17 protein-coding genes and 1 pseudogene are annotated in these 22,621 nt (G+C 69.6%); 2 read left to right on the top strand and 16 right to left on the bottom strand.

What is annotated here, in order from left to right:
- Positions 1 to 10 precede the first annotated feature (10 nt).
- Positions 11 to 1,255: a M24 family metallopeptidase gene (locus Q9R02_RS10725; protein ID WP_305996679.1), complete on the bottom strand. Its 1,245-nt coding sequence runs from the start codon at positions 1,253 to 1,255 to the stop codon at positions 11 to 13.
- 537 nt (positions 1,256 to 1,792) lie between these two features.
- Here Q9R02_RS10725 and Q9R02_RS10730 point away from each other — a divergent pair.
- Complete coding sequence (locus tag Q9R02_RS10730) at positions 1,793 to 2,410, top strand: nucleotidyltransferase family protein (protein ID WP_305996680.1); 618 nt, start codon at positions 1,793 to 1,795, stop codon at positions 2,408 to 2,410.
- A 237-nt stretch (positions 2,411 to 2,647) separates the two neighbouring features.
- Here Q9R02_RS10730 and Q9R02_RS10735 read toward each other — a convergent pair whose 3' ends face one another.
- The 15 genes and pseudogenes from Q9R02_RS10735 to Q9R02_RS10805 form a co-directional block, all read right to left on the bottom strand.
- Positions 2,648 to 3,403, bottom strand: a complete 756-nt coding sequence (locus Q9R02_RS10735; protein ID WP_305996681.1) for an aspartate/glutamate racemase family protein — start codon at positions 3,401 to 3,403, stop codon at positions 2,648 to 2,650.
- Positions 3,396 to 4,523: a sugar phosphate isomerase/epimerase family protein gene (locus tag Q9R02_RS10740; protein WP_305996682.1), complete on the bottom strand. Its 1,128-nt coding sequence runs from the start codon at positions 4,521 to 4,523 to the stop codon at positions 3,396 to 3,398. Before Q9R02_RS10740 ends, Q9R02_RS10735 begins: the two co-directional genes overlap by 8 nt.
- A 46-nt stretch (positions 4,524 to 4,569) precedes the next feature.
- Positions 4,570 to 5,742, bottom strand: coding sequence for an aminotransferase class I/II-fold pyridoxal phosphate-dependent enzyme (locus Q9R02_RS10745; protein WP_305996683.1), 1,173 nt, complete (start codon positions 5,740 to 5,742; stop codon positions 4,570 to 4,572).
- Positions 5,739 to 6,590, bottom strand: a complete 852-nt coding sequence (locus tag Q9R02_RS10750; RefSeq protein ID WP_305996684.1) for an ATP-binding cassette domain-containing protein — start codon at positions 6,588 to 6,590, stop codon at positions 5,739 to 5,741. Before Q9R02_RS10750 ends, Q9R02_RS10745 begins: the two co-directional genes overlap by 4 nt.
- Positions 6,587 to 7,612: an ABC transporter ATP-binding protein gene (locus Q9R02_RS10755; RefSeq protein ID WP_305996685.1), complete on the bottom strand. Its 1,026-nt coding sequence runs from the start codon at positions 7,610 to 7,612 to the stop codon at positions 6,587 to 6,589. Before Q9R02_RS10755 ends, Q9R02_RS10750 begins: the two co-directional genes overlap by 4 nt.
- On the bottom strand, positions 7,609 to 8,511 hold the full coding sequence (locus Q9R02_RS10760; RefSeq protein WP_305996686.1) for an ABC transporter permease: 903 nt from the start codon (positions 8,509 to 8,511) through the stop codon (positions 7,609 to 7,611). Before Q9R02_RS10760 ends, Q9R02_RS10755 begins: the two co-directional genes overlap by 4 nt.
- Positions 8,508 to 9,536, bottom strand: coding sequence for an ABC transporter permease (locus Q9R02_RS10765; RefSeq protein WP_305996687.1), 1,029 nt, complete (start codon positions 9,534 to 9,536; stop codon positions 8,508 to 8,510). The genes Q9R02_RS10760 and Q9R02_RS10765 overlap by 4 nt, the downstream gene beginning before the upstream one ends.
- Before the next feature lie 12 nt (positions 9,537 to 9,548).
- Positions 9,549 to 11,102, bottom strand: a complete 1,554-nt coding sequence (locus tag Q9R02_RS10770) for an ABC transporter substrate-binding protein (protein ID WP_305996688.1) — start codon at positions 11,100 to 11,102, stop codon at positions 9,549 to 9,551.
- A gap of 8 nt (positions 11,103 to 11,110) precedes the next feature.
- On the bottom strand, positions 11,111 to 12,574 hold the full coding sequence (locus tag Q9R02_RS10775; protein ID WP_305996689.1) for a chlorohydrolase family protein: 1,464 nt from the start codon (positions 12,572 to 12,574) through the stop codon (positions 11,111 to 11,113).
- 123 nt (positions 12,575 to 12,697) lie between these two features.
- Positions 12,698 to 13,402 carry a FadR/GntR family transcriptional regulator gene (locus Q9R02_RS10780; RefSeq protein WP_305996690.1) on the bottom strand — a complete coding sequence of 235 codons (705 nt, stop codon included), beginning with the start codon at positions 13,400 to 13,402 and terminating at the stop codon, positions 12,698 to 12,700.
- 242 nt (positions 13,403 to 13,644) lie between these two features.
- Positions 13,645 to 16,509 carry a molybdopterin-dependent oxidoreductase gene (locus tag Q9R02_RS10785; RefSeq protein WP_425279261.1) on the bottom strand — a complete coding sequence of 955 codons (2,865 nt, stop codon included), beginning with the start codon at positions 16,507 to 16,509 and terminating at the stop codon, positions 13,645 to 13,647.
- Positions 16,510 to 16,947: 438 nt separating this feature from the next.
- Positions 16,948 to 17,505: pseudogene (locus Q9R02_RS16560) on the bottom strand (FAD binding domain-containing protein); the annotation flags it as partial.
- A 51-nt stretch (positions 17,506 to 17,556) separates the two neighbouring features.
- Entirely contained in the window at positions 17,557 to 18,729 is a 1,173-nt protein-coding gene (locus Q9R02_RS10795; RefSeq protein ID WP_305996691.1) for an XdhC family protein, read from the bottom strand.
- 33 nt (positions 18,730 to 18,762) lie between these two features.
- Positions 18,763 to 20,292: an NCS2 family permease gene (locus Q9R02_RS10800; RefSeq protein WP_305996692.1), complete on the bottom strand. Its 1,530-nt coding sequence runs from the start codon at positions 20,290 to 20,292 to the stop codon at positions 18,763 to 18,765.
- Between the two features lie 13 nt (positions 20,293 to 20,305).
- Positions 20,306 to 20,791, bottom strand: a complete 486-nt coding sequence (locus Q9R02_RS10805; protein WP_305996693.1) for a nucleoside deaminase — start codon at positions 20,789 to 20,791, stop codon at positions 20,306 to 20,308.
- Positions 20,792 to 21,182: 391 nt separating this feature from the next.
- Between Q9R02_RS10805 and Q9R02_RS10810 the strand changes: the two genes are divergently transcribed.
- Positions 21,183 to 22,538, top strand: a complete 1,356-nt coding sequence (locus tag Q9R02_RS10810; protein WP_305996694.1) for an 8-oxoguanine deaminase — start codon at positions 21,183 to 21,185, stop codon at positions 22,536 to 22,538.
- The last annotated feature ends 83 nt before the right edge of the window (positions 22,539 to 22,621 follow it).

Raw genomic sequence — 22,621 nt, forward strand, 5'->3', positions numbered from 1 at the left:
GGCGAGGAGATCAGAGCTGCCAGATCCCGCGTGGAGACTCGGTGATCCATTCGGCGCCGTCCGCCGTGACGAGAGCCATGTCGCCTGCGACGATGCAGCCCAGTCCGGGAACGGTGAAGTTGGGGTGGACTTCGATGACCATGCCGGGTTCGATCAGAACACCGTCAGAGTCGAGGGACTTGTCCCTGAGAGGGTTGAGGTCCCGGGCCATGCCGGGCTCGACATAGCTGAGGCCGAGCCCGTGGCAGCTCTGGAAACGGAAGGGATCCGTCTCCCGGGTGAAGGGGGCGTGCTCGGCGTACATGTCCTCGATGACATCGATGACGCGGTGCAGGGGCTCGCCGGGACGCATGGCCGCAAGGGCCGCGTCCTGGATGTTCAGGAGGATCTCGGAGTACTTGACGAGCTCTGCGCTCGGGGTTCCCCGGACTCCCATCCTGAGGCACTGGCCGAAGTAGCCTTCGTAGGACGTGGTGGTGCCCATCTGCACACGGTCACGGTCGGTGACCTCGGCGGGCAGTTCCATGAACTCGAAGTACGTGGTGGGGGGCTCCTCACCGACGGACAGCCAGCAATTGGCCAGGTCCGCGCCGAGGAGACGCCCGGTGTGTTCGATCTCCGCCACGATCGACGGGCCCGAGGCGCCGGGCCGGGTCGATTCGGCGAAGGCCGCTGCGACCATGGCGTCGGAGATACGGGCGGAGATGCGGAACATCTCGACCTCCTCCGGGGTGCGGGTCAGACGCAGACGGTCGAGGACGTCCTCCGCGGCCACGGTCTCGAAGCCACCGAGTTCCTGCTCCACACCGGCGAAGGCCGCGTGGGTCAGTTCCTCGGTGCCGACCAGACCGATCCGGGAGCCTGCGGCGATGCCGGCCTGGGCCAGGAACTTGGCAGCGGCGGCGGGGTGGAGCCGCTGTTCGCCGGTCTGGATGACCTCACCGAACCAGCCGGCGCGGACACCGAACTCGCGGGTCTCGTGAGCCCCGAAGGTGAGGATCGCGGCCGGGCCGGAAGCGGTGAGCACCACGGTGGACGGGGTCGGCTTGGCGGCGTAGCCGGCCAGGTACTGGACGTAGCCGGCGGTGCGGGTGCGGGAGCCCAGCATCCGGGGGCTGGCGAAGGCCACCAGGGCGTCGATGCCCTGCTCGAGGAGTGCTGCGCGGATCCGGGCAACGCGGGCCTGGAGGACGGAATCGGGAATCCGGGCCGTGTAGCGCTCCAGCATTGCGGTGGCGCTGCTCTGAGTGGTCATTGGACGCCATCCTGGGGGTTGCCGGTGCGGGGGGATTCGATGCCATTTCTGGCGACCAGTGCTGGGGAGACAGTGGGCCGCGGCAGCGCGGCTTCCGTCTTCCGCCGTGCCGAACTCGCCTTCGGCACTGCAGCGTCTGTGTGGTTCATGGTTCAGAGCCAATCTGTCTTGGGTGAAGCCCCGGGGGGTGGGGATGAAATAAATGTAAGCTTCGTCACATTCTTCTGCAAGAGAAGAAGTGGAAATTGTGGGATGAATTTTTTCCATTCCTTATGGCTTGGTATTCCAAGGAAGGCAGAAACTCCCGGATCGCAGGGCCTGAGACCTCCATCACACCACTTCCGAGTCTCGCCGCACACGCGGTCCCGGGGCGATTGTTACGGGATCCCAAGCTCTTGGGATACCGAATAGCCCCTCTAGGGGGCGGTTGCGACGGGCCTCTCAGCGACATCCACGCCTCGCAGCCATGTTTCTGTATACGATTCCAGCCCATCGGGGACGCCTTCTCCCCCGCCCAGCCACGCCTAGAGTGGCCCCATGAACGACACCTCGCGCACCACCGCCGTCCTTCTCGCCGCCGGCGCCGGAACCCGCCTCGGCCTAGGCCCCAAGGCGCTGCTGAAGCGGCGCGGGACGGCCCTCGTGGAGCATCTCGCCGCGGTATTGCACGACGGCGGCTGCTCACGCGTCGTCGTCGTGCTCGGCGCCCAGGCGGAGCGCGTGCGGCGCGAAGCGTCGTTGGACGGCTGCACCGTGGTGGTCAATCCGGCATGGGAGGAGGGCATGGGAACGTCGCTCCGCGCAGGCCTCGGAGCCGTCCCCGCAGGCGAGAACGCCCTGGTGGCGCTGGTGGACCAGCCTGCGCTGGCCGTGGAGGCCGTACGGGCCGTTCTGGGCGCTCACCGGCCCGGACAGGTCACCGCGGCCGCCTATCCGGATCCTGACGGCGCACTGCGCCGCGGGCACCCCGTCCTGTTCGATGCCTCACTGCTGGCCCGGGTGGCCGCTTCCGCCTCCGGGGACGAGGGCGCCCGCCGCTTCCTGCAGACCCACGCAGGCCTGGTGGCACTGGTCGACTGCGGGGCCTGGGGCGACGGGCGGGACGTGGACACCCCCGAGGACCTGCGCCTCCTGGAGCCGGATCCGGGGTCCTGAGAGTCTCCGCCGGCCACTGGGAATGAGCGGGAATATCCGATTTTCTCCGGAATCTGAAGCATTTCTTCGAGACCTCGCTCAGCATTCTTTCAGAGAAGGTATACCAGGAAGCTCATGGCTCCGGAGGCCGCCACCGACCCGCGGACGGGCCTGGAACGCAGGAGGTCCCGCCCCAAGGGGCGGGACCTCCTGCGTCGACGGAACGGTGCTGACGAGACGGCACCGGTGGAACGGGCGTCAGCCGAGGCTTGCGGCCTTGCCGGGCTCCCAGCGGAAGTCCCGGTGTTTGCTCGTGGTGAGCGAGAGGTGCGCGAGCGATTCGCACCAGGTGACCGCCGTCGTCAGTGGATCCACCACGGGGACGCCGCACTCACGTGACAGGTGCTCCTGCACACCCAGCAGGCCGGCGCCGGCCAGGACGATCACGTCCGCACCGCCGGCGAGCAGGGCCTGCGCGGCCGGCACGAACGTCGCAGGATCCGCAGGGTCCGCCCCCACGGCCACGTGGATGCCCCGCAGGCGCGAGGACAGGCCCATGGCCGCCACGCTCTCCCGTACGGGGCCCACCACCAGGTCCGAGGTGGCCAGGATGCCCACCTCGCTCCCCAGCAGGCAGGCGGCCATCATGCCGGCCTCGGTGATGTCCACCACCGGCACGTCCATGAGCTGCCGGGCGCCCTCGCGGCCGTGCTCGCCGAAACCCACCATGACCACGCCGTCGCACCGTCCGCGCCAGCGCGCCATCACCTGCAGGCTGGCGGCGGCGCTGATGAAGCTGTCGTAGAAGCCGACCACGCGCTCCGCACCGAACTCGGGCGTGGCCACCTCCACCGTGGTGGAGGACGCCGCCACGGACTGCGCGACGGCGCGGATCCGCTCACTCGTGGCCGTGGAGGTGTTGCAGTTGACCAGCAGCAGCCGCATGGGCCGCCGCTCTGTGCCGGGCGCCCGCCCGCCCACGGGGTCCGGCTCAGTGACGGAGTGCTCAGCCACGCGCCGCCGCCAGCCGCGCCTTGGCCTCCTCCGGGCCCTCCAGGGCGATGCCATGGCGGCGGCACACGTCCAGGACGTAAGCGTGGGAGTCGGACACCCATTCCCAGCATTCCTTCTCGCCCCAGACGCGCCGGTCGAACTCGTCGAAACCGGGGACCTCGCCCGCATCGACGCGGTCGCTGAACGCGTTGCCCAGGCGGACGAACTCCGCCAGTTCCTCATCGCTGAGGTCCGGGTGGCCCGCGCGCCAGACGGGGTCGTTGAGCTCCAGTCGGCTGCGGACGTCCTGGCTGGCGAGGTCGGGGAACGTCACGCCCTCGGCACGGACGAAGGCGACCTCCAGGGAGAGGTTGAGGTCCGGGTTGTGCTCGGCGAGCAGCGGGATGATCGGGTTCAGGTCCACCACGCCCTGGCCGTTGGGCCGGGACTGGTACTTGAAGCCGTCATGCGCACGGATCAGGACGGCGTCCTTGATGTGGGTCTGGCGGACGTACGGGGCCACGCGGCGCGCCGTCTCCTCCGGGACCTCGCCGCGCTGCAGCGGGTTGGCGGTGTCGTAGGTGATGCCGACGACGTCGGGGCCCACCTCTTCGATGAGGTGCACCAGCTCGAAGGAGGTGATCTCCTCGTGCGTCTCCAGGTTGATGTGCACGCCATTGTCCCGGGCGATGGGAGCCAGGCGCTTGAGGAGGCGCTCGATGCCTTCCAGCTGCTCGTCCCACGGCACGTCCGTCCGGAAGCGGTCGTACATGTGATAGCCGGGGAAGTTCTTGATCCCGCCGGTGGCGGACCACAGCTCGTACACGCCGATCCGGGAGCACGCCTCGATGATCTTCCGGAAGCCGAGCAAGGTGTCGCCGTCGCCGAGGGCACGGAGCTCCGGGCTCTCGGCCAGGGCGTACGGGTTCGTCTTGCCCAGGCCGGACTCGAGGTACAGCCCCAGATCATCCGCGCAGTCACGGATCTCCCGCAGGTACCCCGGGTCCAGGGTGGGGCTCAGGTGGAGGGTGGAGCGGAAGTAGAGGCCGTGCAGGCCTCTCTCCGAGGCCTGCTGGAGCTGCTCCACGGGGGTGAGGCGCCCGGCTCCGGGCAGCTTCACGGCGTCGCTTCCAAGTCGCATGGTGAGTCCTTTCAGGTCGTGCCGCCGAGAGCGGCGTGCAGCGGGTTCAGCTGAGGGAGCCGGCCATCCGCCGGACCGCCTCCTCCACCAGATCGGGGTGGGTTCCGAAGTTGAGGCGCACGAAGCCCTCTCCCCCGGCGACGAATTCGAGTCCGCCGCTCAGGGCCACGCGGGCGTGTTCCAGGAAGTGCGCGGCCGGGTCCGGGCCGAGGCCCAGTGGGCGGCAGTCGATCCACGCCAGGAAGGACGCCTCCGGCCGGACGATCCGCGCCTCGGGAAGGTGTGTGGCCACGGCCTCCAGGAGACGGTCCCGGGCGACGGACAGGTCCTCCCGGAGCCCCAGCAGCCACTCGCGCCCGTCGTTCAGGGCGCTCACCTGGGCCAGGACGCCCAGCTGGCTGGCCCCGCGGGACAGGGAGAGCGGCAGCCGCTCCAAGGTGCTCACGCCGCCCGTGGCGGCGATCGCCGCGGCGATCTTGGCCCCGGCCAGGTTCCAGGCCTTGGAGGCGGAGAACAGGATGACGGCGTCCGAGCCAGCCGCTACCTCCAGATACGGCACGTGCGTCGCCCCGGCGAGCGCCATGGGGCTGTGCACCTCATCCGAGATGACCTGCACCCCGAACCGTGCGGCGAGGGCCGCGAGCGCTTCGAGCTCCGCGCGGGTGTGGGCCACGCCGGTTGGGTTGTGGGGGTTGCACAGGACGTACACGCAACCCGCCGAGCGCGCGGTGGCGTCCGCGAACGCGTCCTCGATCGCCGTGAGGTCCAGGCGCCAGTCCGCACCGAGCGGGACGGGCCGCACCGTGCGCCCGGCCTCCACGGCGGACTGTGCGAGCGGGCCGTACACCGGGGTGCTCATCATGACCTCGCCCTGGACCCCGCCACGGAGGATCTCGGTCAGGCCGGCCACCACATTGGCGAAGGTCCTGACCTGCTCGCGGGCCACGGGCACGCCCCAGACGTCCGCCGCGTACGCGGCCACGGCCTGCTCGTACGGTTCGGACCAGGCGTACCCCAGGTCACCGGCGTCGACGACGGCGCGCAGCTCGTCCAGCACGCACGCCGGCGGTGCGGCGTCCATCTCAGCCACCCAGAGCGGCAGGACGTCCGGCGGGTAGGCGCGCCATTTGACGCTGCGCCGGCGGGACAGGGCCGCCGTGTCCAGCGAGAGCAGCGGATGCCGCTGCTCCGGTGAGCCGGCCTCCTGAGCCGCGCTCACGCCGTCGTCCCTTCCGCGGCCGCTCGCCGGGCCGCACGGGCGGCGAGCCGGACCGCGAGGCGCTCCTTGGCCACCTCCGGGTCCGGGACCGGGACCGCCTCCAGCAGCGACTGCGTGTACGGGTCCGCCGGTTGGGACAGCACGGTGCCGGCGTCCCCGGACTCCACGATGCGACCGCGGTTCAGGACGTGGACCACCGAACACACCTGCTTGACCACGGCCAGATTGTGGGCCACGAACAGCAGGGACAGATTCAGATCACGCTGCATGTCCACCAGGAGACCGAGGACCTGCGCCTGGACGGAGACGTCCAGGGCGGACACGGGTTCGTCGCAGACCAGCAGCTTCGGCTGCACCGCCAGGGCGCGGGCGATGGCGATGCGCTGCCGCTGGCCGCCGGAGAACGACGCCGGGTAGCGCGGCAGATCGCGCTCGGCCAGGCCGACCATCTCGAGGAGGCGCCCGGCCTCCTCACGCCGCCGGGCGGCGTCGCCGTAGAGCTCGTGGACGATCATCCCCTCACAGATGATGTCCTCCACCCTCATGCGCGGGTTCAGGCTCGCGGTGGGGTCCTGGAACACGAGCTGGACGTCCTTGGCCAGGCGCCTGCGGTGGTTGAAGCCGGACTTCGCCAGGGACTCGCCCTCGAAGAGGATCTCGCCGGAGTCCGCGCTCTCCAGGCCCATGATGCAGCGGATGATGGTGGTCTTGCCGGAACCGGACTCGCCCACCAGGCCCGTAATGGTGCCGGGCTCCACGGTGAAGCTCACATCGTCCAGGGCCTGGGAGCGGCGGCGGCCGCGGCCGAAGGACTTGGAGAGGGACCTGACCTCCAGAATGCTGCTCATGACGCGTTCCCTTCCAGGGCGAACAGGTGACAGGCCACGGTGCCGCCGGACGGCAGCGGGCGCTCCGCGGGCACCTCCACCTCGCAGATGTCCATGCGGAACGGGCAGCGGGGGTGGTAGGCGCAGCCGCTGGGGCGTGCGCCCGGGTGCGGCGGCACGCCGGGGATGCCCACCAGGTGCTCGATGCGGTGATCGATCCGCGGGACCGCCTCGATCAGGCCCCTCGCGTACGGATGGGCGGGCTCCCGGAAGAGCCGCCCGGCGTCGTCGTCCTGGATCTTGCGGCCGGCGTACATGACGGCGACGCGGTCCGCGAAGCCCGCCACGATGCCCAGGTCGTGGGTGATGAGGATGACGGCGAGGTTCCGCTCGGTGGACACCTCGTGGAGGAGGTCGATGACCTGCTCCTGCACGCGGACGTCCAGGGCCGTGGTGGGCTCGTCCGCGATCAGGAGTTGAGGCTCCGCGATCAGAGCCATGGCCAGCACCACCCTCTGGCGCATGCCGCCGGAGAACTCGTGCGGGTAGGCCTTCATCCGCTCGGCCGCCCTGGCGACGCCCAGCTCTTCCAGGATGGCCGCCGCCGCGCGTTCCGCCTCCTGGCGGCCGGTCCCCCGGACGCGGAGCGGCTCCGCGACCTGCTCGCCGATGGTCTGCAGCGGGTTCAGGGCACCGAGCGGGTCCTGGAACACCATCGCCACCGTGGAGCCACGCAGGCGGGACATCTGCCGCTCGCTCAGGCGGGTCACCTCCGTGCCGGCCACCTTGATGCTGCCCGTGGTGCGGTACGTGTCGCCGAGCCGCAGGATGGAACGCGCCATGACCGACTTGCCGGACCCCGACTCGCCGACCACCGCGAGGCGCTCGCCGGGGCGGACGGTGAGGGAGACATCGTCGAGCAGGCGGATGCGGCCCGCGGGAGTGTCGACGTCGACGCAGAGGCCGGCGACGTCCAGCGCGGGCGCAGCCTGGGCCGGCTGTCCGGGTGCCGTCTGGCCGGGGGTGCCGGGGTCCGGCGTCATGACTTTCCTCCCACTCGCGTGAACTGACCGCTCACTTCAGGGTTGAGCCGCACCTGCAGGGATTCACCCAGCAGGCCGAAGGTGACGGCCGTGATGGTGATCGCCATGCCGGGGGCGAAGGCCGCCCACCAGGCGGTGGACATGTAGGCCTGGGAGGAGGCGATCATGGCCCCCCATTCGGCGCTCGGCGGCTGGGCGCCGACGCCCAGGAAGGAGAGCGCCCCCAGGACCAGGATGGTGTTGCCGATGTCCCCGGCCCACTTGACGATCAGGACGTCCAGCGAGTTCGGGATGACGTGTTTGATCATGAGGCGCCGACGGGTGACGCCCATGATCAGGGCGCCCTCCACGAACGGGAGCACCATGGTCTCCCGCATGATGGTCCGCAGCAGCCGTGCCGTGTACGGCCAGCCGGTCACGATCATGGCGATCATGGCCGAGTTGAGGCTGGGGCCCATGGCGGCGGACAGGGCCAGGCTGAGCACCATGGACGGCACGGCCAGGCCGGCGTCCGTGATGCGCATGAGGACCTCGTCCACCACGGGTCCGCCGACGGTGGCGATGGCCGCCACCAGGACGCCGATGAGGGAGAAGCCGATCACGACGCCGATGGACCCCAGGATGCTGTACCGCGCACCGGCCAGGACCCGGGAGAACACGTCCCGGCCCTGTTCGTCGGTGCCCATCCAGTGGGAGGCGTCCGGGGCTTTGGAGGCCTGGGCGATATTGGCGTCCAGGATGTCATGCGGGGTGATGTACGGGCCGATCACGGCCAGGATCACCAGGCAGACGGCCACGATGGCCACCACCCGGTCCATGCCCCGGATCTGGGCCAGCGCCGTGAGCGGCCGCCGCCAGCGGGAGACCGTGGGCGCGGACGTCGGCAGGGTCTGGGTCATCGTCCTCCTCCATTCTGAGCGGCCCGCACGCGCGGATCGCGGACGGCTTGCAGCAGGTCCACCACCAGGCTGGCCGTCACCACCACCAGGCCGGTCACCAGGACCGCGCCCAGGAGGGCGTTCACATCAGCGGAGCCCACGGCGTTGGTCAGATAGGAGCCCAGGCCCGGGAGGGCGAAGATCGATTCCACCAGGACCGCGGAGCCGACCATCATGCCGAACTGGACGCCCAGGATGGTGATGGCCGGGCCGATGGAGTTCGGCAGCACGTGGTGCATGACCAGGGTCAGGGGTGGCACGCCCTTGGAGCGCGCCACCGCGATGTGCTCCCGGGCCAGGACCCGGATGATCTCCGTGCGGAGGGCGCGGAACAGCTGCGCCCCGAACAGGACCGCCAGGACGGCGGATGGCATGAGCAGGTGCAGGAACGCGTCCCAGCCTGCCTCGGCGCCGCCGGAGATCGTGGCGTCGATCAGCATGAATCCGGTCACCCGGTCCACGCTGTACTGCCGGGACACCGCTCCGGAGAGCGGCAGGATCTGCAGTTTCCCGCCGATGAAGAACTGGACCAGCAGGGCCAGCCAGAACGTGGGGATGCCGGCCGTGAAGACCGCACTGGTCCTCAGGGCCTGGTCCCCCGCACCGCCGCGACGCAATGCTGCGATCGTCGCGGCGGGCAGGGCCACCACCAGCATGAGGATGATGGACATCAGGACCAGCTCGAAGGTGGTGGGCAGGGCGTCGAACAGCCCTTCCGTCACCGGCGAGTGCGTGGAGATCGACATGCCCAGGTCACCGTGGAGCAGACGCCCCAGGTACAGGAAGAATTGGATGATGACGGGCTTGTCCAGCCCCAGGTTCTCCCTGGCCGCGGCGATCTGGTCCGCCGTCGCGTTCTCCCCGGCCGCCACGCGTGCCGGGTCGCCGGGTACGAGGGTGCTGATGAAGAAGACGGCGGCGGCCAGCGCGATCAGGGTGATGACACCCAACGCGACCCGCCGCGACACCAGGCGTACGATCCACATGGCGCTCAGCCGTTATCCGACGCGCAGATCGGCGACACGGATCGGGCGGGCGTCCGGGTTGAGGCGGACGCCGGTGAGGCCGTCACGGTAGCCGACGATCGCGTCCACGGTCAGCAGGTTGAGCACGGGACGGTCCTGGAGGATCTGCGTCTCGGCCTTCGTGTAGAGGGCGCAGCGTGCCGTGGCGTCCGCGGTCTTGGAGGCCTGGTCCAGCGTGGTGTCCACCGTCGGGTTGCTGTAGGCGCTGCGGTTGGTGGTGCCGATCTTGGACGTCGTGTACTGCTGGAGCAGCGCGGCGCCGGGCTCCGGCATCGGGACGCCTTCCAGGGCGAGCATCATCTGCGGGACCGTCTTGGGATCGCTCAGCTTGGCCAGGTAGTCCGGGAAGCCGATGGGAACCAGATCCAGCTGGACGCCGATCTCACGCAGGTTCGATTGCATGAGGGTGGCGATGTCCTGGTCCAGGGGCACCACGGGCTGGAAGTTCAGCGTCAGCTTGGTGACGCCGGCCTCCGACATGAGCTGCTTGGCCTTGGCCAGGTCCTGCTGGTGCTCGCCGCCGTCGGGCATGCACGGCAGGGTGTTGGGCAGCAGGCCCTTGGAGACCTGGCCGTGGCCCTTGCGGATGTTCTGCAGGGCGCCCTTGTAGTCGAAGGCCAGCTGCAGTGCCTCGCGGACCCGGGGGTCGGCGGTGGGGCCGTTCTGGTAGTTCAGGTAGATGTAATCGGAGCTCGGCGCGGTCAGGCTGTCCACCTTGACCTTGGTGCCCTTGAGGGCGTCCGCATCGGCCGCGTTGAGGCCGAAGGCGACGTCGATGCTGCCGTCCAGGAGGGACTGCTTCTCCGTGGCGCTCTGGTCGATGCGCTTGAAGGTGATGCCGCCGGCGCGCTTGGCGTCGAACTGCCAGTAGTCCGGGAAGCGCTTGAGGACGATGTCCCCGGAGGTCTGCTTCTTGTCCAGGGAGAAGGGGCCGGTGCCGGCGTCGTGGCTCTGCAGCCAGGCCTGGGCGTGGTCCGCGGCCTCGTTGGGCTTGACCGTCTTCTCAGAGACGATGTAAACGAGGGAGAGCCAGTCGAGGAAGATGGCGTCCGGCTTGGTGAGGTTGACCGTGAAGGTGCTGTCGTCCTTGATGTCCACCGACTTGTAGGAGCCGAGGTAGCCGGCCACACCGCTGCCCACAGCGCGGTAACGCTCGATCGAGTACTTCACGTCCTCCGAGGTCAGCGGGGAGCCGTCGTGGAACTTGACCCCCTTGCGCAGGGTGAAGGTGATGGACTTGGCGTCCGGCGCCACGGTGTAGGTCTCCGCGAGCTGGCCGCTGAGCTTGTTGGTGTCGTCATAGGCCACCAGCGTGTCGTACATGTTCTGGATGACGTACCCGGTCTGGGTGCGGGTGGCCACCGGGTCCAGCGTGTCGAGCTGGCCGAAGTACGCCACCACCAAGGACGTCTTGGAGGCATCCGCGGAGCCGCCGGCGTTCTGGGATCCGCCGGAGCAGGCGCTCATGGCGGCCATGGTACTGAGGGAGAGTGCGAGGACCGTGGCGGTCTTGAGGAACTTGGGCACCGTGACTCCTAAGAAAGAGGGGCTGATGGGAACGTGGGAGGGAAGAGGGTGTCGACGTCGCGTCCGTGGACGTCGCGCTCGGGATAGCGGCTCTTCATGCGGTCGAAGAGCTCCTGCGCCTCGCGGCGCAGAGCGTCCAGATCCAGGCCGGGGATCACGCCGTCGCGCATCACCGTGCGGCCGGCGACGACGGTCATGGTGACGTCGCGCGCGGTGGCGTGCATGAGGAGGGTGCGGACGGGGTCCTCGATGAGCCCGACGGCGGGGTGGTCGAAGGAGAACACCGTCAGGTCCGCCTGGGCTCCCGGCTGCAGGCGGCCGAGATCGGGGCGGCCGAGGGCGTCGGCGCCGCCCGTGGTCGCCGAGCGGAGCAGATCGGCGGGGGAACCGGCGTCGAAGCTGGATTCCATGATCTTGGCCAGGTTGCTGGAGAGCTCCATGCCGCGGATCAGGTCCGGGGGGAAACAGTCGGAGCCGAAGGCCATGGGGACACCGGCGTCCACATAGCGGTCGAAGCTGTCGATGACGTAGCCCAGCCGGGCCTCGGTGAGCGGGGTGTGCACCACGGAGGCCCCGGAGGAGGCGAAGCGGCGGAGTTCGTCGTCCGTGGGGCGGCCGGCCGACTCCAGGCTCATGTACTTGGCATGGGGCACCAGGAGACGCTCGTTCATCATGCCGATCTCCTCCAGGAGATCCATGGGCGTCATGCCGTGGGCGGCATCGATGAGCTGCAGCTCCCGCATGCTCTGCATGCAGTGCAGCCGCACGCGGACGTCCAGGGCGGTGGCCAGCTCGTGGGTCTTCTCCAGGAGCTCCCGCGTCATGGTCTCGATGCGGCAGGGCGCGAAGACGGGCTGGATCAGATCGGGCAGCCCGGCGGCGTGCTCGGCGAAGCGGCGGGCGCCGTCCAGGCCCTCCTCCCCTTCGGCGGCGGACCACATGACGTCCGGGGTGCCGTCCTGGCGGGTGACGTGAACGCCGCCGCGGTAGCTGGGGCCGAGGTAGACGCGCAGGCCGAGTTCCAGGGCCTCCTCGCTCATGTCGACGAAGTCCTGGTAGGTCTCCGCCCAGGAGCTGTGCACCTCGGAGGCGATCGGCATGGCCGTGGTGACGCCGTGCAGGATGAGTTCCGCCATGGCGAACTTGCGGATTAGCCGGCGTTCCTCCTGGGTGAAGACGTCCTGGCGGCGGTTGGTGAAGTAATCCTCCGACCACTGGTGGCCCTTGCGCAGCTCCGGGTCGCCCCAGCAGTCCAGGATGATGTGGTCCAGGTCCGCCACGGCGTCCAGGTCGATGAGGCCGGGGACGATGAAGGAGTTCCCCAGGTCGATGGACTCATCGACCTGGCCGTCATAGGACGGGCCCACGTGGACGATGCGGTCATCCTCGTAGACCACCGAGGCGTCCCGGTGGATGACGTGGTCGCCCTCGTGATGCCCCAGGACGTATCGGGCGTGCAATCGGGTACGCATACAGGTGCTCCGGCTCTGCCGCACGGGGCGGCTGGTGAACGGGCGAGCGGGCCCGGACGGGGTGGGCGAGGGCTCGCAGGATGGCTGGGAGTGCTGACGGACGGCTGGGCCCGGCGGCCCGGCTCAGGAAGGGTGTTTGCGGACGAGTTCGTCTTGTTCGTTGATGATCCCGGTGGCGATGGTGGCCGCGAGGCCCGGATCCCGGTCCCGGATGGCGTCGAGGAGGTCCTCGTGATCGTGGGCCAGGTGGTCCGGTCCCAGGTAGGTACGGACCTCCATGCTGGTGCGGATGGCTCCGAGCAGTCCGTAGTAGATGTCGTGCAGGATGCCGTTGTGCGCGGCTTTGGCGACGCCGAGGTGGAAGTCGAGGTCCAGGGAGACGAATTCCTCTTCGGCGGCCTGGGCCGCTGCGACCCGTCGCCGGGCGAGGATGTCCTCCAGTTCGTCGAGGTCCTCCGTGGTCCTGGCCAGCGCCGCCGCCCGGGCGGCCGCCACGTCGAGTCCCTTGCGGACGTCGATGACCTCCTGTCCGTTGGCCTGCTGGCCGCGCCGGGCGAGGACGCCACTCGCTTCGTTGACCGCGATGACGTAGGTGCCGTCACCCTGCCGGGATTCGAGGAGTCCTGCGTGCACCAGCGCACGGGTCGCCTCGCGGATGGGTGAGCGGCTGACGCCCAGTTCATCGGCGAGTTCGATCGCGGTGGGGAGACGGTCCCCGATCTGCCAGGTGCCCGCCGTGATCTGGGCCAGGAGCTGCTCCGTGGCCTCCTCGACCAGGGTCCGTCGCGCGATGGACTTCATGCCGCTCGGTTTGCGTGGTTCGGTCACAGAGATCACCTCCGCTGTGCGTTGAGCCTGATCCATTGACCTTGTGGGTCCGAGGCGTCCTCCTGGACGGTGACGCACAGCACTGTGGGCCGCATCACGGACTTATTCTATGCAGATGTATGAAGACCTGACCAGAGGATATTTCGTCGCGTGACCTGTTTTTCCCCACGGGCCCTCCGGACGCCGAAAAGCGCCACCGGGCTTCACCCGGCGGCGCTCTTCTCTCAGTCCCGGACCGTCGCTCAGGCGATCGCCAGTCCCGCATCCTTGAGCGCCAGGTACACCGAGTCCTGCGTCAGCGGCAGCGTGCTGAACCGCAGCCCTGTGGCGTTCCGGAGCGCGTTCGCCAGCGCCGGCGCCACCGGGTTGAAGGGGCTCTCACTCATGGACTTGGCACCCAGCGGACCCGTGGCGTCAGCCGTCTGAGCGAAGTAGACCTCGCTGCGGGGCGTGTCCGCGAACGTGGGGATGTGGTACTGGCGCAGGATGTCCGTGAACACCTTGCCGGTCTGGTCGATCCGCACGGCCTCGTACAGCGCCGCGCCGAGCGCCTGGGCGATGCCGCCCTCCACCTGGCCGCGGCACTGGCGAGGGTTGACCACCTTGCCGGCGTCGGCGGCCTGGACGCTCTGCAGGATGCGGATCTCGCCCGTCACCCGGCTCACGGCCACCCGGAAGCCGTGCACATTGAACGCCACGGAGCGCGGCGTGCCACCCCACTCGCCGTCGGACACCAGGGAGATCCCGCGCTCGACGGCGGCCGTGTGCAGCGCCTCAAGGCTCACCGTCCCGCTGTGGTGAGTCACGCCGTCGGGCCCCAGGGTGCAGTCCGTCACCGGGGCGCCCAGCAGCTCCGCGCCCAGTCCGCGCAGCCGCTCGGCGAGCGCGGTGGCCGCGATCAGGGTGGCCTTGCCGGCCACCACGGTGCCGGTGGATCCGAAGGCACCCGTGTCATGGCCGACGATGGCCGTGTCCGACTGCCGGAAGTCGACGGCGGTGGTGCTGGTGCCGAGGGCCTCGGCAGCCAGCTGGGTGTGCACCGTGGTGGTGCCGTTGCCGAACTCGGCGGTGCCGAACTCCACCAGGTAGCGGCCGGCGTCCGTCAGCGAGACGCGGCTGTGGGAGAAGTGGCCGCGCGGCGGGACCGTGTCGATCATGGAGAGCGCGCTGCCCTCCCCCACCAGCCAGTCATCGCCGAGCGTCTCGCCGAAGGAGGCCTCCCGCTCGGCGCCGCGGCGCAGCGCGTCCTCGGCCAGTTCGATGCACTGGTCCAGGCCGTAGCTGCCGTACAGCACATCCTCCTCCGGCTCGCTGTGGGAGGAGAGCATGGGGTCTCCCTTGCGGACCATGTTCCTGCGGCGGAACTCCCAGGGGTCCATGCCGATGCCGTGCGCCACCTCGTCCATGGCGGATTCCACCGCGAAGATCATCTGGCTCAGACCGTAGCCACGGAACGCACCGGCGGGGACGGTGTGCGTGTAGACGGCGCGGGCGTCCAGTTTCTTGTTGGCGCAGTTGTAGACGGCCACGGACTCCCCGCAGCCGTGGAACATGACGCCCGGGCCGTGGTTGCCGTAGGCGCCCGTGTTGGTCAGGACGTCCAGCTGCAGGGCCGTCAGGGTGCCGTCCTTCGTCGCGGCGGCCTTGACTTTCATGTGGAAGGGGTGGCGCGTGGTGGTGGCGGTGAACTGCTCGGTCCGGGTGAATTCGAGCTGGACGGGGACGCCGAGTTCCAGGGCGGCGAGCGAGGCCAGGTCTTCGGTGATGACCTCCTGCTTGCCGCCGAACCCGCCACCCACGCGGCCGGTGAAGACGCGGACGGAGTCGCGGGGGCGGTCGAAGACGCGCGCCAGGGTGCGCTGCGACAGGAACGGCACCTGCGTGGACGAACGGACCGTGAGCACTCCGTCCTCCACCCACGCGATGGAGCAGTGGGTCTCCAGGGCCACGTGCTGCACGCGGTGGGTGCGGTACTCCTTCTCGTGGACGAAGTCGGCGGCGGCGAAGGCCGATTCCACGTCGCCCAGTTCGGAGTGCAGCTCGGCCAGGACGTTCTCCGCCGGACGCGAGATCCGGGCCACTTCGCCGTCTTTCTCACCGTGCACCAGAGGAGCGCCGGGCAGAATGGCCTCCTCCGGCGTGAAGACGGCGGGCAGCACCTCATACTCGACGGCGAGCGCGCGGACGCCGGCCTCGGCGGCCTGGACGGAATCGGCGACCACGGCGGCCACCCGCTGCCCGATGAACCGCACCACGGTGTCCAGCATCCGCATATCGTCCGGGTCGTCCTCCACCAGTTCGTGCTGGGCCGTGGAGTAGTACAGGTCCGGGACGTCCTCCGAGGTGAAGACGCGCACCACACCGGGCACGGCCAGGGCCGCCGCGGTGTCGATCGACAGGACGCGCGCATGAGCGTGCGGCGAGCGCAGCAGCTTCATGTGGAGCAGGCCCGGGAAGTCCTCCGGATCCACGTCCAGCGTGTACTTGACCTGCCCTGTCACCACGCCGGGGCCGGCCGGGGCCGGGACGTTGTCCCCCATGCCGCCGCTGCGGCCTTCGTTGTCCCGCCGGGCCTCCTCGCTCAGGGAGTCCCCGGCGATCGAGTCCGCGATGGCCCGGTAGCCCGTGCAGCGGCAGAGGTTGCCCTTGAGGTTCCGGGGCAGGTTCTCCTTCTGCTCCTCGCTGAAAGTGGCCGCTGTCATGATCATGCCGGCCGTGCAGAAGCCGCACTGGAAGCCCTGAGTCTGAAGGAACTGCCGCTGCATCGGGTGGAGGGCGTCCGCGGCGGCCGGTGCGGCGTCGTCGTCGTCCCCGTGCGAGCAGGTGGCGGCCAGCCCTTCGATGGTGGTGACCTCATGCCCACCGGCGACGGCGGCGGGGTAGATGCAGGAGTGCACGGGCTTTCCGTCCACGTGGACGGTGCAGGCGCCGCAGTCACCGCCGTCGCAGCCCTTCTTCACCCCGGTGTTGCCCTGCTCCCGCAGGAAGGTCCGCAGGCACTGCCCGGCGCGGGGCTCCACGGTGGCCGGGGCGCCGTTGATGATGATGGCACCCGCCCTCTCCGTGCCCTGCCCCTCCGCTGAAACAGTGTTTTTCCGCTGAAACAGTGGGTTTAAACCACTGTCTGATGGGAAATCCACTGTTTCAGCGAGGGTGGCGGGTGCGGAGAGCGGCGCGGGGGGCCAGAAGTCCCCGGAGACGACGACGTCGCCGTCGCCATCCGTGAGCGGCTCGCCGCCCAGCTCGGCCAGGATCTCGCGGGCCAGGCGGTGAGTCATGTCGCGGCGCCAGGCGCGGAGGCCGTGGATGTCGTCGTGCCAGAGCGTGTCCGGGACCGCCTCCTTGACGGCGACGGCGAGTGCCGCGGCGTCGGGCAGGCCGGCGGACCGCAGCTGCACCGGCCGCTTGGTGGAGGCCGTGACGGTCAGGACGAACGTCCCATCCTCATCCAGCCGTCCGATCAGGAGCACGCCGGAGCGGCCGAGCTTGCTCAGGGACAGGCGCCGGAAGGCCACGCGTGCCCGGAGCGCGGCCGCCGGAAGGAACACGCTGCGCAGCAGCTCACCGGGGGCCAAGACATTCTCCATCTCGCCCGTGACGAAATCGGCCACGGGGACCCGGCGGGAGGAACCGTCCGGGGACAGGATCAGGGCCACGCCGTCGAGTCCGGCGGCCAGGGAGATCATGGGCCCGGCGGGCAGGGAGGTGCAGATGTTGCCGCCCAGGGTGGACATGTTCCAGATCTTGAAGGACGCCACGAAGGAGTCGGCGCAGGCGCGAAACAGGGACAGCCCCGGCCACGCGACCCCCTCAGGAGACGTGCCGCCCAGCTCCTCCGGGAGCGCGTAGACGCGGGCCACGGTGCAGGTGGCGGCGAGGTCCAGTCCGTCTTCGCTTGCAGTCACGGGCTCCCAGCCGGCCTCATGCAGGCTGAGCAGGCGCTTGAGCGTGCTGCTGCCGTACGAGTAGAGGACCGTGCCGCCTGCCAGCCAGGCGTCCCCGTCGCGCCACTGCGCGGGGTCGTCGGTGGCCACCACCTGCTCGATGGTGTTCATGTCCATGGCATCCTCCTCAAGGTGCTGCGCCGGTTCCCTGTGCCTCATCGCACCCCGGGGAACCGGCTCTCGTCAATGCTGTTGTTCGTCGGTGTGAAGTCAGTGGTGGATGGGCCCCGCACCGCGGGACAAGGAGATCCCGGACGGGAACGCTCCGTCCACCGGGCCACGCCGGATCACCGCCACGAGCTCGGCGGCGATGGACACGGCCACTTCGCCCGGGGTCACGGCCCCCAGGTCCAGGCCGATCGGCGAGTGGAGCCGGTCCAGCAGACCGGGTTCCAGCCCCTGCTCCAACAGGGCGGCACGCCGGTGCCGGTCGCTCCGCCGGGAACCGAGCGCCCCTACGTAAGCGAGGTCCAGGCGGAGCCCCTCCGTCAGGAGCGGCACATCGAATTTGGGGTCGTGGGACAGGACGCACAGAATGCTGCGCTCGTCCAGAAGTCCCTGTGCGGCCTGCTCCGCCAGGTAGCGGTGCGGCCAGGAGCGCTCCACGGCGTCCGCCGCGGCGAAACGCTCCTGCGCCGCGAAGCTCTGCCGCGCGTCACAGAGCGTGACGTCATACCCCAGGAGTTTCAGGGCCGGGATCAGCGCCTCGGAGAAGTCGTTGGCGCCCACGACGACGGCGCGCGGCGCCGGGAGGCGGCTCTCCACGAAGAGCTCCACGGGCTGGGCGTCGGTGCCGTGGCAGCCGAGCGGCGGCGCCACCCGGACCAGGCCGGACACGCCCTGCCGGATGAGGGCCTCCACCGAGGCGAAGGCCCTCTCCAGGACCTCGTCCTGCACGAGCGAGGCCTCGGCACCCAGGCCGAGCAGCGTCACCCAGGCAACCCGGGGCAGGGTGCGCACCACGGACGGCGCGGAGACCGCGAGGGTGGCGACGGCGTCGTCGTCGTTCCCGTCCAAGCGGCGCACGAGTGCGACGGGCGCCGACTCAAGCGCCTCCCGCGCCTGGGCGTCCAGGCGGCTGAGGTGCACTTCCAGCTCGCCGCCGCAGCTGAGCCCGACGGCGAACGCGTCCTCGGCGCTGTAGCCGAAGCGTTCACGCCGGACGCCGCCGCAGGCCAGGACGTCCTGGGCCGCGGCGACGACGGCGCCCTCCACGCAGCCTCCGGAGAGGCTGCCGAGGATCTGGCCGCCCGCGGCGACCAGCATGGAGGTTCCGGTGGGGCGCGGTGTGGAACCGCTCGCGGCCACGATGGTGGCCACCACCAGTTCCTCACCGGCCAGGGCGGGTGCCCAGGCGCCGAGGTGTCTGCCGAGTTCCAGCACCGCGCTCCTCCTTCCTTTCCGTCGTTCCGTCGATCAGGCGCCCATGAGGGCGTTGATGGGCCCGCGGGCGAAGTAGACCAGGAAGCCCGCGGTCACCACCCACATGAGCCAGTGGACCTTCTTGGCCTTGCCGGACGCCGTGGCGATGACGGACCAGGAGATGAACCCGGCGCCGATGCCGTTGGCGATGGAGTAGGTCAGCGGCATGGTCACGATCGTCAGGAACGCGGGCAGTGCCACGGAGAACTTGTCCATCCGGATCTCCCGGATCTGGGCCATCATGAGGGCGCCGACCACCACGAGTGCGCCGGAAGCGACCTCGAGCGGGACCACGGAGGTCAGGGGCGTCAGGAACATGGACCCGATGAACAGGGCGCCGGTGACCACGGAGGCCAGGCCCGTGCGGGCGCCCTCACCGATGCCGGCGGCCGAGTCGATGTACACCGTGTTGGACGATCCGCTGTTCACGCCGCCCAGCACCGCACCGAAGCCCTCGATGATGAAGGCGCTCTTCAGGCGGGGGAAGGTTCCGTCCTTGTAGGACAGGTCCGCGCTCTTGGCCAGGCCGGTCATGGCGCCCATGGCGTCGAAGAAGTTGGTGAACACCAGGGTGAAGACCAGCATGATGGCGGCCAGGCCGCCGATCCGGCTGAAGGATCCGAAGAGGTCCACCTTGCCCACCAGGGACAGGTCCGGCAGGGAGACGAGCTGCCCCGAGATGACGGGGGTGTTCAGGTGCCAGCCGCCGGGGTTGGTGGGGCTGGAGGCTCCGATGTGGAAGACCTGCTCGGCGACCACGGCCAGAATGGTGGTGGCGACGATGCCGATGAGCAGACCGCCCTGGACCTTGCGGGCCACCATGATGCCCATGAGCAGCAGGCCGATGATGAAGATCAGGGTGGGGATGGTGGCGATGGAGCCGTCCGTGCCGAGCTGGACCGGCGGGCCGCCCTGGGTGCGGGTGACGAAGCCGGAGTCCACGAAGCCGATGAAGGCGATGAACAGGCCGATGCCCACGGTGATGGCGGCCTTGAGCTCCTTGGGCACGGCCTTGAAGATGGCCGTCCGGGCGCCGGTGATCCCGAAGAGCACGATCAGGACGCCGTTGATGACCACCAGGCCCATGGCCTCGGGCCAGCTGACCTCGTGGATCACGGAGACGGCCAGGAAGGAGTTGATGCCCAGGCCTGCGGCGAGGCCGAACGGCAGGCGCGCCACCAGGCCGAAGATGATGGTCAGGATGCCGGCGGTGAGGCCGGTGACCGCACCCACCTGGAGGGCCGGCAGCCAGCCGCCCACGACGTCGCGTGGCGCGCGGTCGGCGGAGAAGCCGCCCAGGATGAGGGGGTTGAGGACCACGATGTAGGCCATCGTGAAGAAGGTGACCACACCGCCGCGGATCTCACGGGCCACCGTGGAGCCGCGCCGGGTGATTTCGAAGAAGCGGTCCAGAGGGGACAGGCCGCCTGGGCCGGCGTCCTTCCCGCCCTGGGGCTCGTTCAGGGACGTCCCGCCTTGAATACCGGTCTGGGTTGAATCAGTCTGGGTTGAGGTGATGGACATGGTGGCACCCGCCTCAGTAATCGATCCGGGAGTCGAGCGTGTTCCAGGTGGAGAACGGGTCCATCCGGTGGGGGCCGTCGGCGGCCAGTTCTTCGCGGACCACGGGCATGAGGTCCCGCGTCTCCGGCTTGTCGAAGTAGTCGTAGAAGACGGCGTCGTCGAATCCGGCTGAGGCCGCGTCATGGCGGTCCGCGGCGAAGACCACGCGGGAGACGCGGGCCCAGAGTGCGGAGGCGAGGCACATGGGGCACGGCTCGCAGCTGGTGTACAGCGTGGCGCCGCTCAGATCAAAGGTGCCCAGGGCCGCACAGGCGGTGCGGATCGCCGTGACTTCGGCGTGGGCGGTGGGGTCGTTGTTCGCGGTGACGCGATTGACGCCTTCGAAGCGGTGGCCGTCGGCGGTGACGACCAGGGCGCCGAAAGGTCCCCCGAGGTTCAGGACATTGTTGGTTGCCAACTGGACGGCTGCGGCCAGTTCGTGCGTGGCGGTGGTGCTCATTGCAGAGACTCCCTTGCGTGGGCTGGAACAGACCGCAAAGAACCCCTGAAGGCGGGGAGACCAGTCGACCTGTATCCAACGTAGTGCTGTGAAGGATTGTAAGTACGCCTGGTAGATAGCGTCCCGTGATCCGGGGTGCCCGCCTTTGGCACCAACAAATGTAGCAAGCGGATGTGAGCAGCGCCACAGTTTTTTCGAAATTAGTTTTCCGCCTAACGGAATAGTGGCGCTGATCTGCGGCGATGTCCCGAAAATTCCCGGCGCGTCCCCCGGGCACCCGCCGTCGTCGTTGACCTCCCACCCCCGCCGGCCCTACGCTGGCCACACCTGGATCAGCAGACAGGGCGATAACTGAGCTGGCTTACCGTTTCCCATGGAAAGGACGCTGGCCATGAGCCGCATCTGGATCAAGAACCCCCTCGCCCTCTACACCGCCTCCGCGGACACGCAGGACGTCTCCGGCGGACTGGTGGTTCAGGACGGGGTGATCGCCGAACTGCTGAGCGCGGGCCAGAGCCCCGCCGCCCCCGTGGATGAGACCTTCGACGCCTCCGCGCACGTCGTCACACCGGGTCTGATCAACACGCACCACCACTTCTACCAGACGCTCACACGCGCCTGGGGCCCTGCCGCGAACGCCAAGCTGTTCCCCTGGCTGCAGAACCTGTACCCGGTCTGGGCGCGCCTGACCCCGGAGAGCCTGGACCTCGCGGTCACGGCGGCACTCGCTGAGCTGCTGCTCTCCGGATGCACGACGGCGGCGGATCACCACTACGTCTTCCCCGCCGGCCTGGATGACGCCATCGACATCGAGGTGGGCGCCGTGCGCCGCCTCGGCATGCGCGCCACCCTGACCCGCGGCTCCATGACGCTGGGCGAGGAGGACGGCGGTCTGCCGCCGCAGAGCGTGGTGCAGGACGCGGACACCATCCTGGCCGACTCGGAGCGGCTCATCGCGAAGTACCACTCCACCGCACCGGACGCGGATGTCCACATCGCCTTGGCTCCCTGTTCCCCCTTCTCCGTGACCCGGGAGATCATGGCACAGAGCGCGGAACTCGCGGCCAGGCACGGGGTCCGCCTGCACACGCACCTGGCCGAGACCCTGGACGAGGAGGACTTCTGCCGCGAGATGTTCGGCCTGCGCACGGTCGACTACCTGGAGAGCGTCGGCTGGCTCGGCCCGCAGAGCTGGCTCGGCCACGGCATCCACTTCGACGACGCCGAGGTGGCCCGGCTGGGTGCCGCGGGCACCGGCGTCGCGCACTGCCCGACGTCGAACATGCGCCTGGCGTCCGGCATCGCCCGAGTGGTGGAGCTCGAGGACGCCGGCGCCCCGGTGGGGCTCGGCGTGGACGGTTCCGCGAGCAACGACGCATCCAACATGATCCAGGAGGCCCGCCAGGCGCTGTACCTGCAGCGGCTGCGCTACGGCGCGGACATCCCCGTGGAGCGTGCGCTCGGCTGGGCCACCCGCGGCTCCGCCCGGGTGCTGGGCCGCGACGCCCACCTCGGATCCCTCGAGGTGGGCAAGCAGGCGGACCTGGCGTTCTTCCGCCTGGACGGCCTGCGCTTCTCCGGCAGCCACGACCCGCTGGCCGCGCTGCTGCTGTGCGGTGCGGACCGCGCGGACCGCGTCATGGTCGGTGGCGCCTGGCGCGTGGTGGACGGGGAGATCCCGGGCCTGGACCTGGAAGATCTGGTGCGCCGCCACAGTGCGGCTGCGCGCCGCATCGTCATGGCCTGAGCCGAGGCGACGAAGAGCCCCCGCGCCGACTCTGGCGCGGGGGCTCTTCACCGTCTTCACGACGGCGGCCGATGCCGCCGTCG

The organism is Arthrobacter horti (genome assembly GCF_030731045.1).
Classification (GTDB): domain Bacteria; phylum Actinomycetota; class Actinomycetes; order Actinomycetales; family Micrococcaceae; genus Arthrobacter_E; species Arthrobacter_E nanjingensis.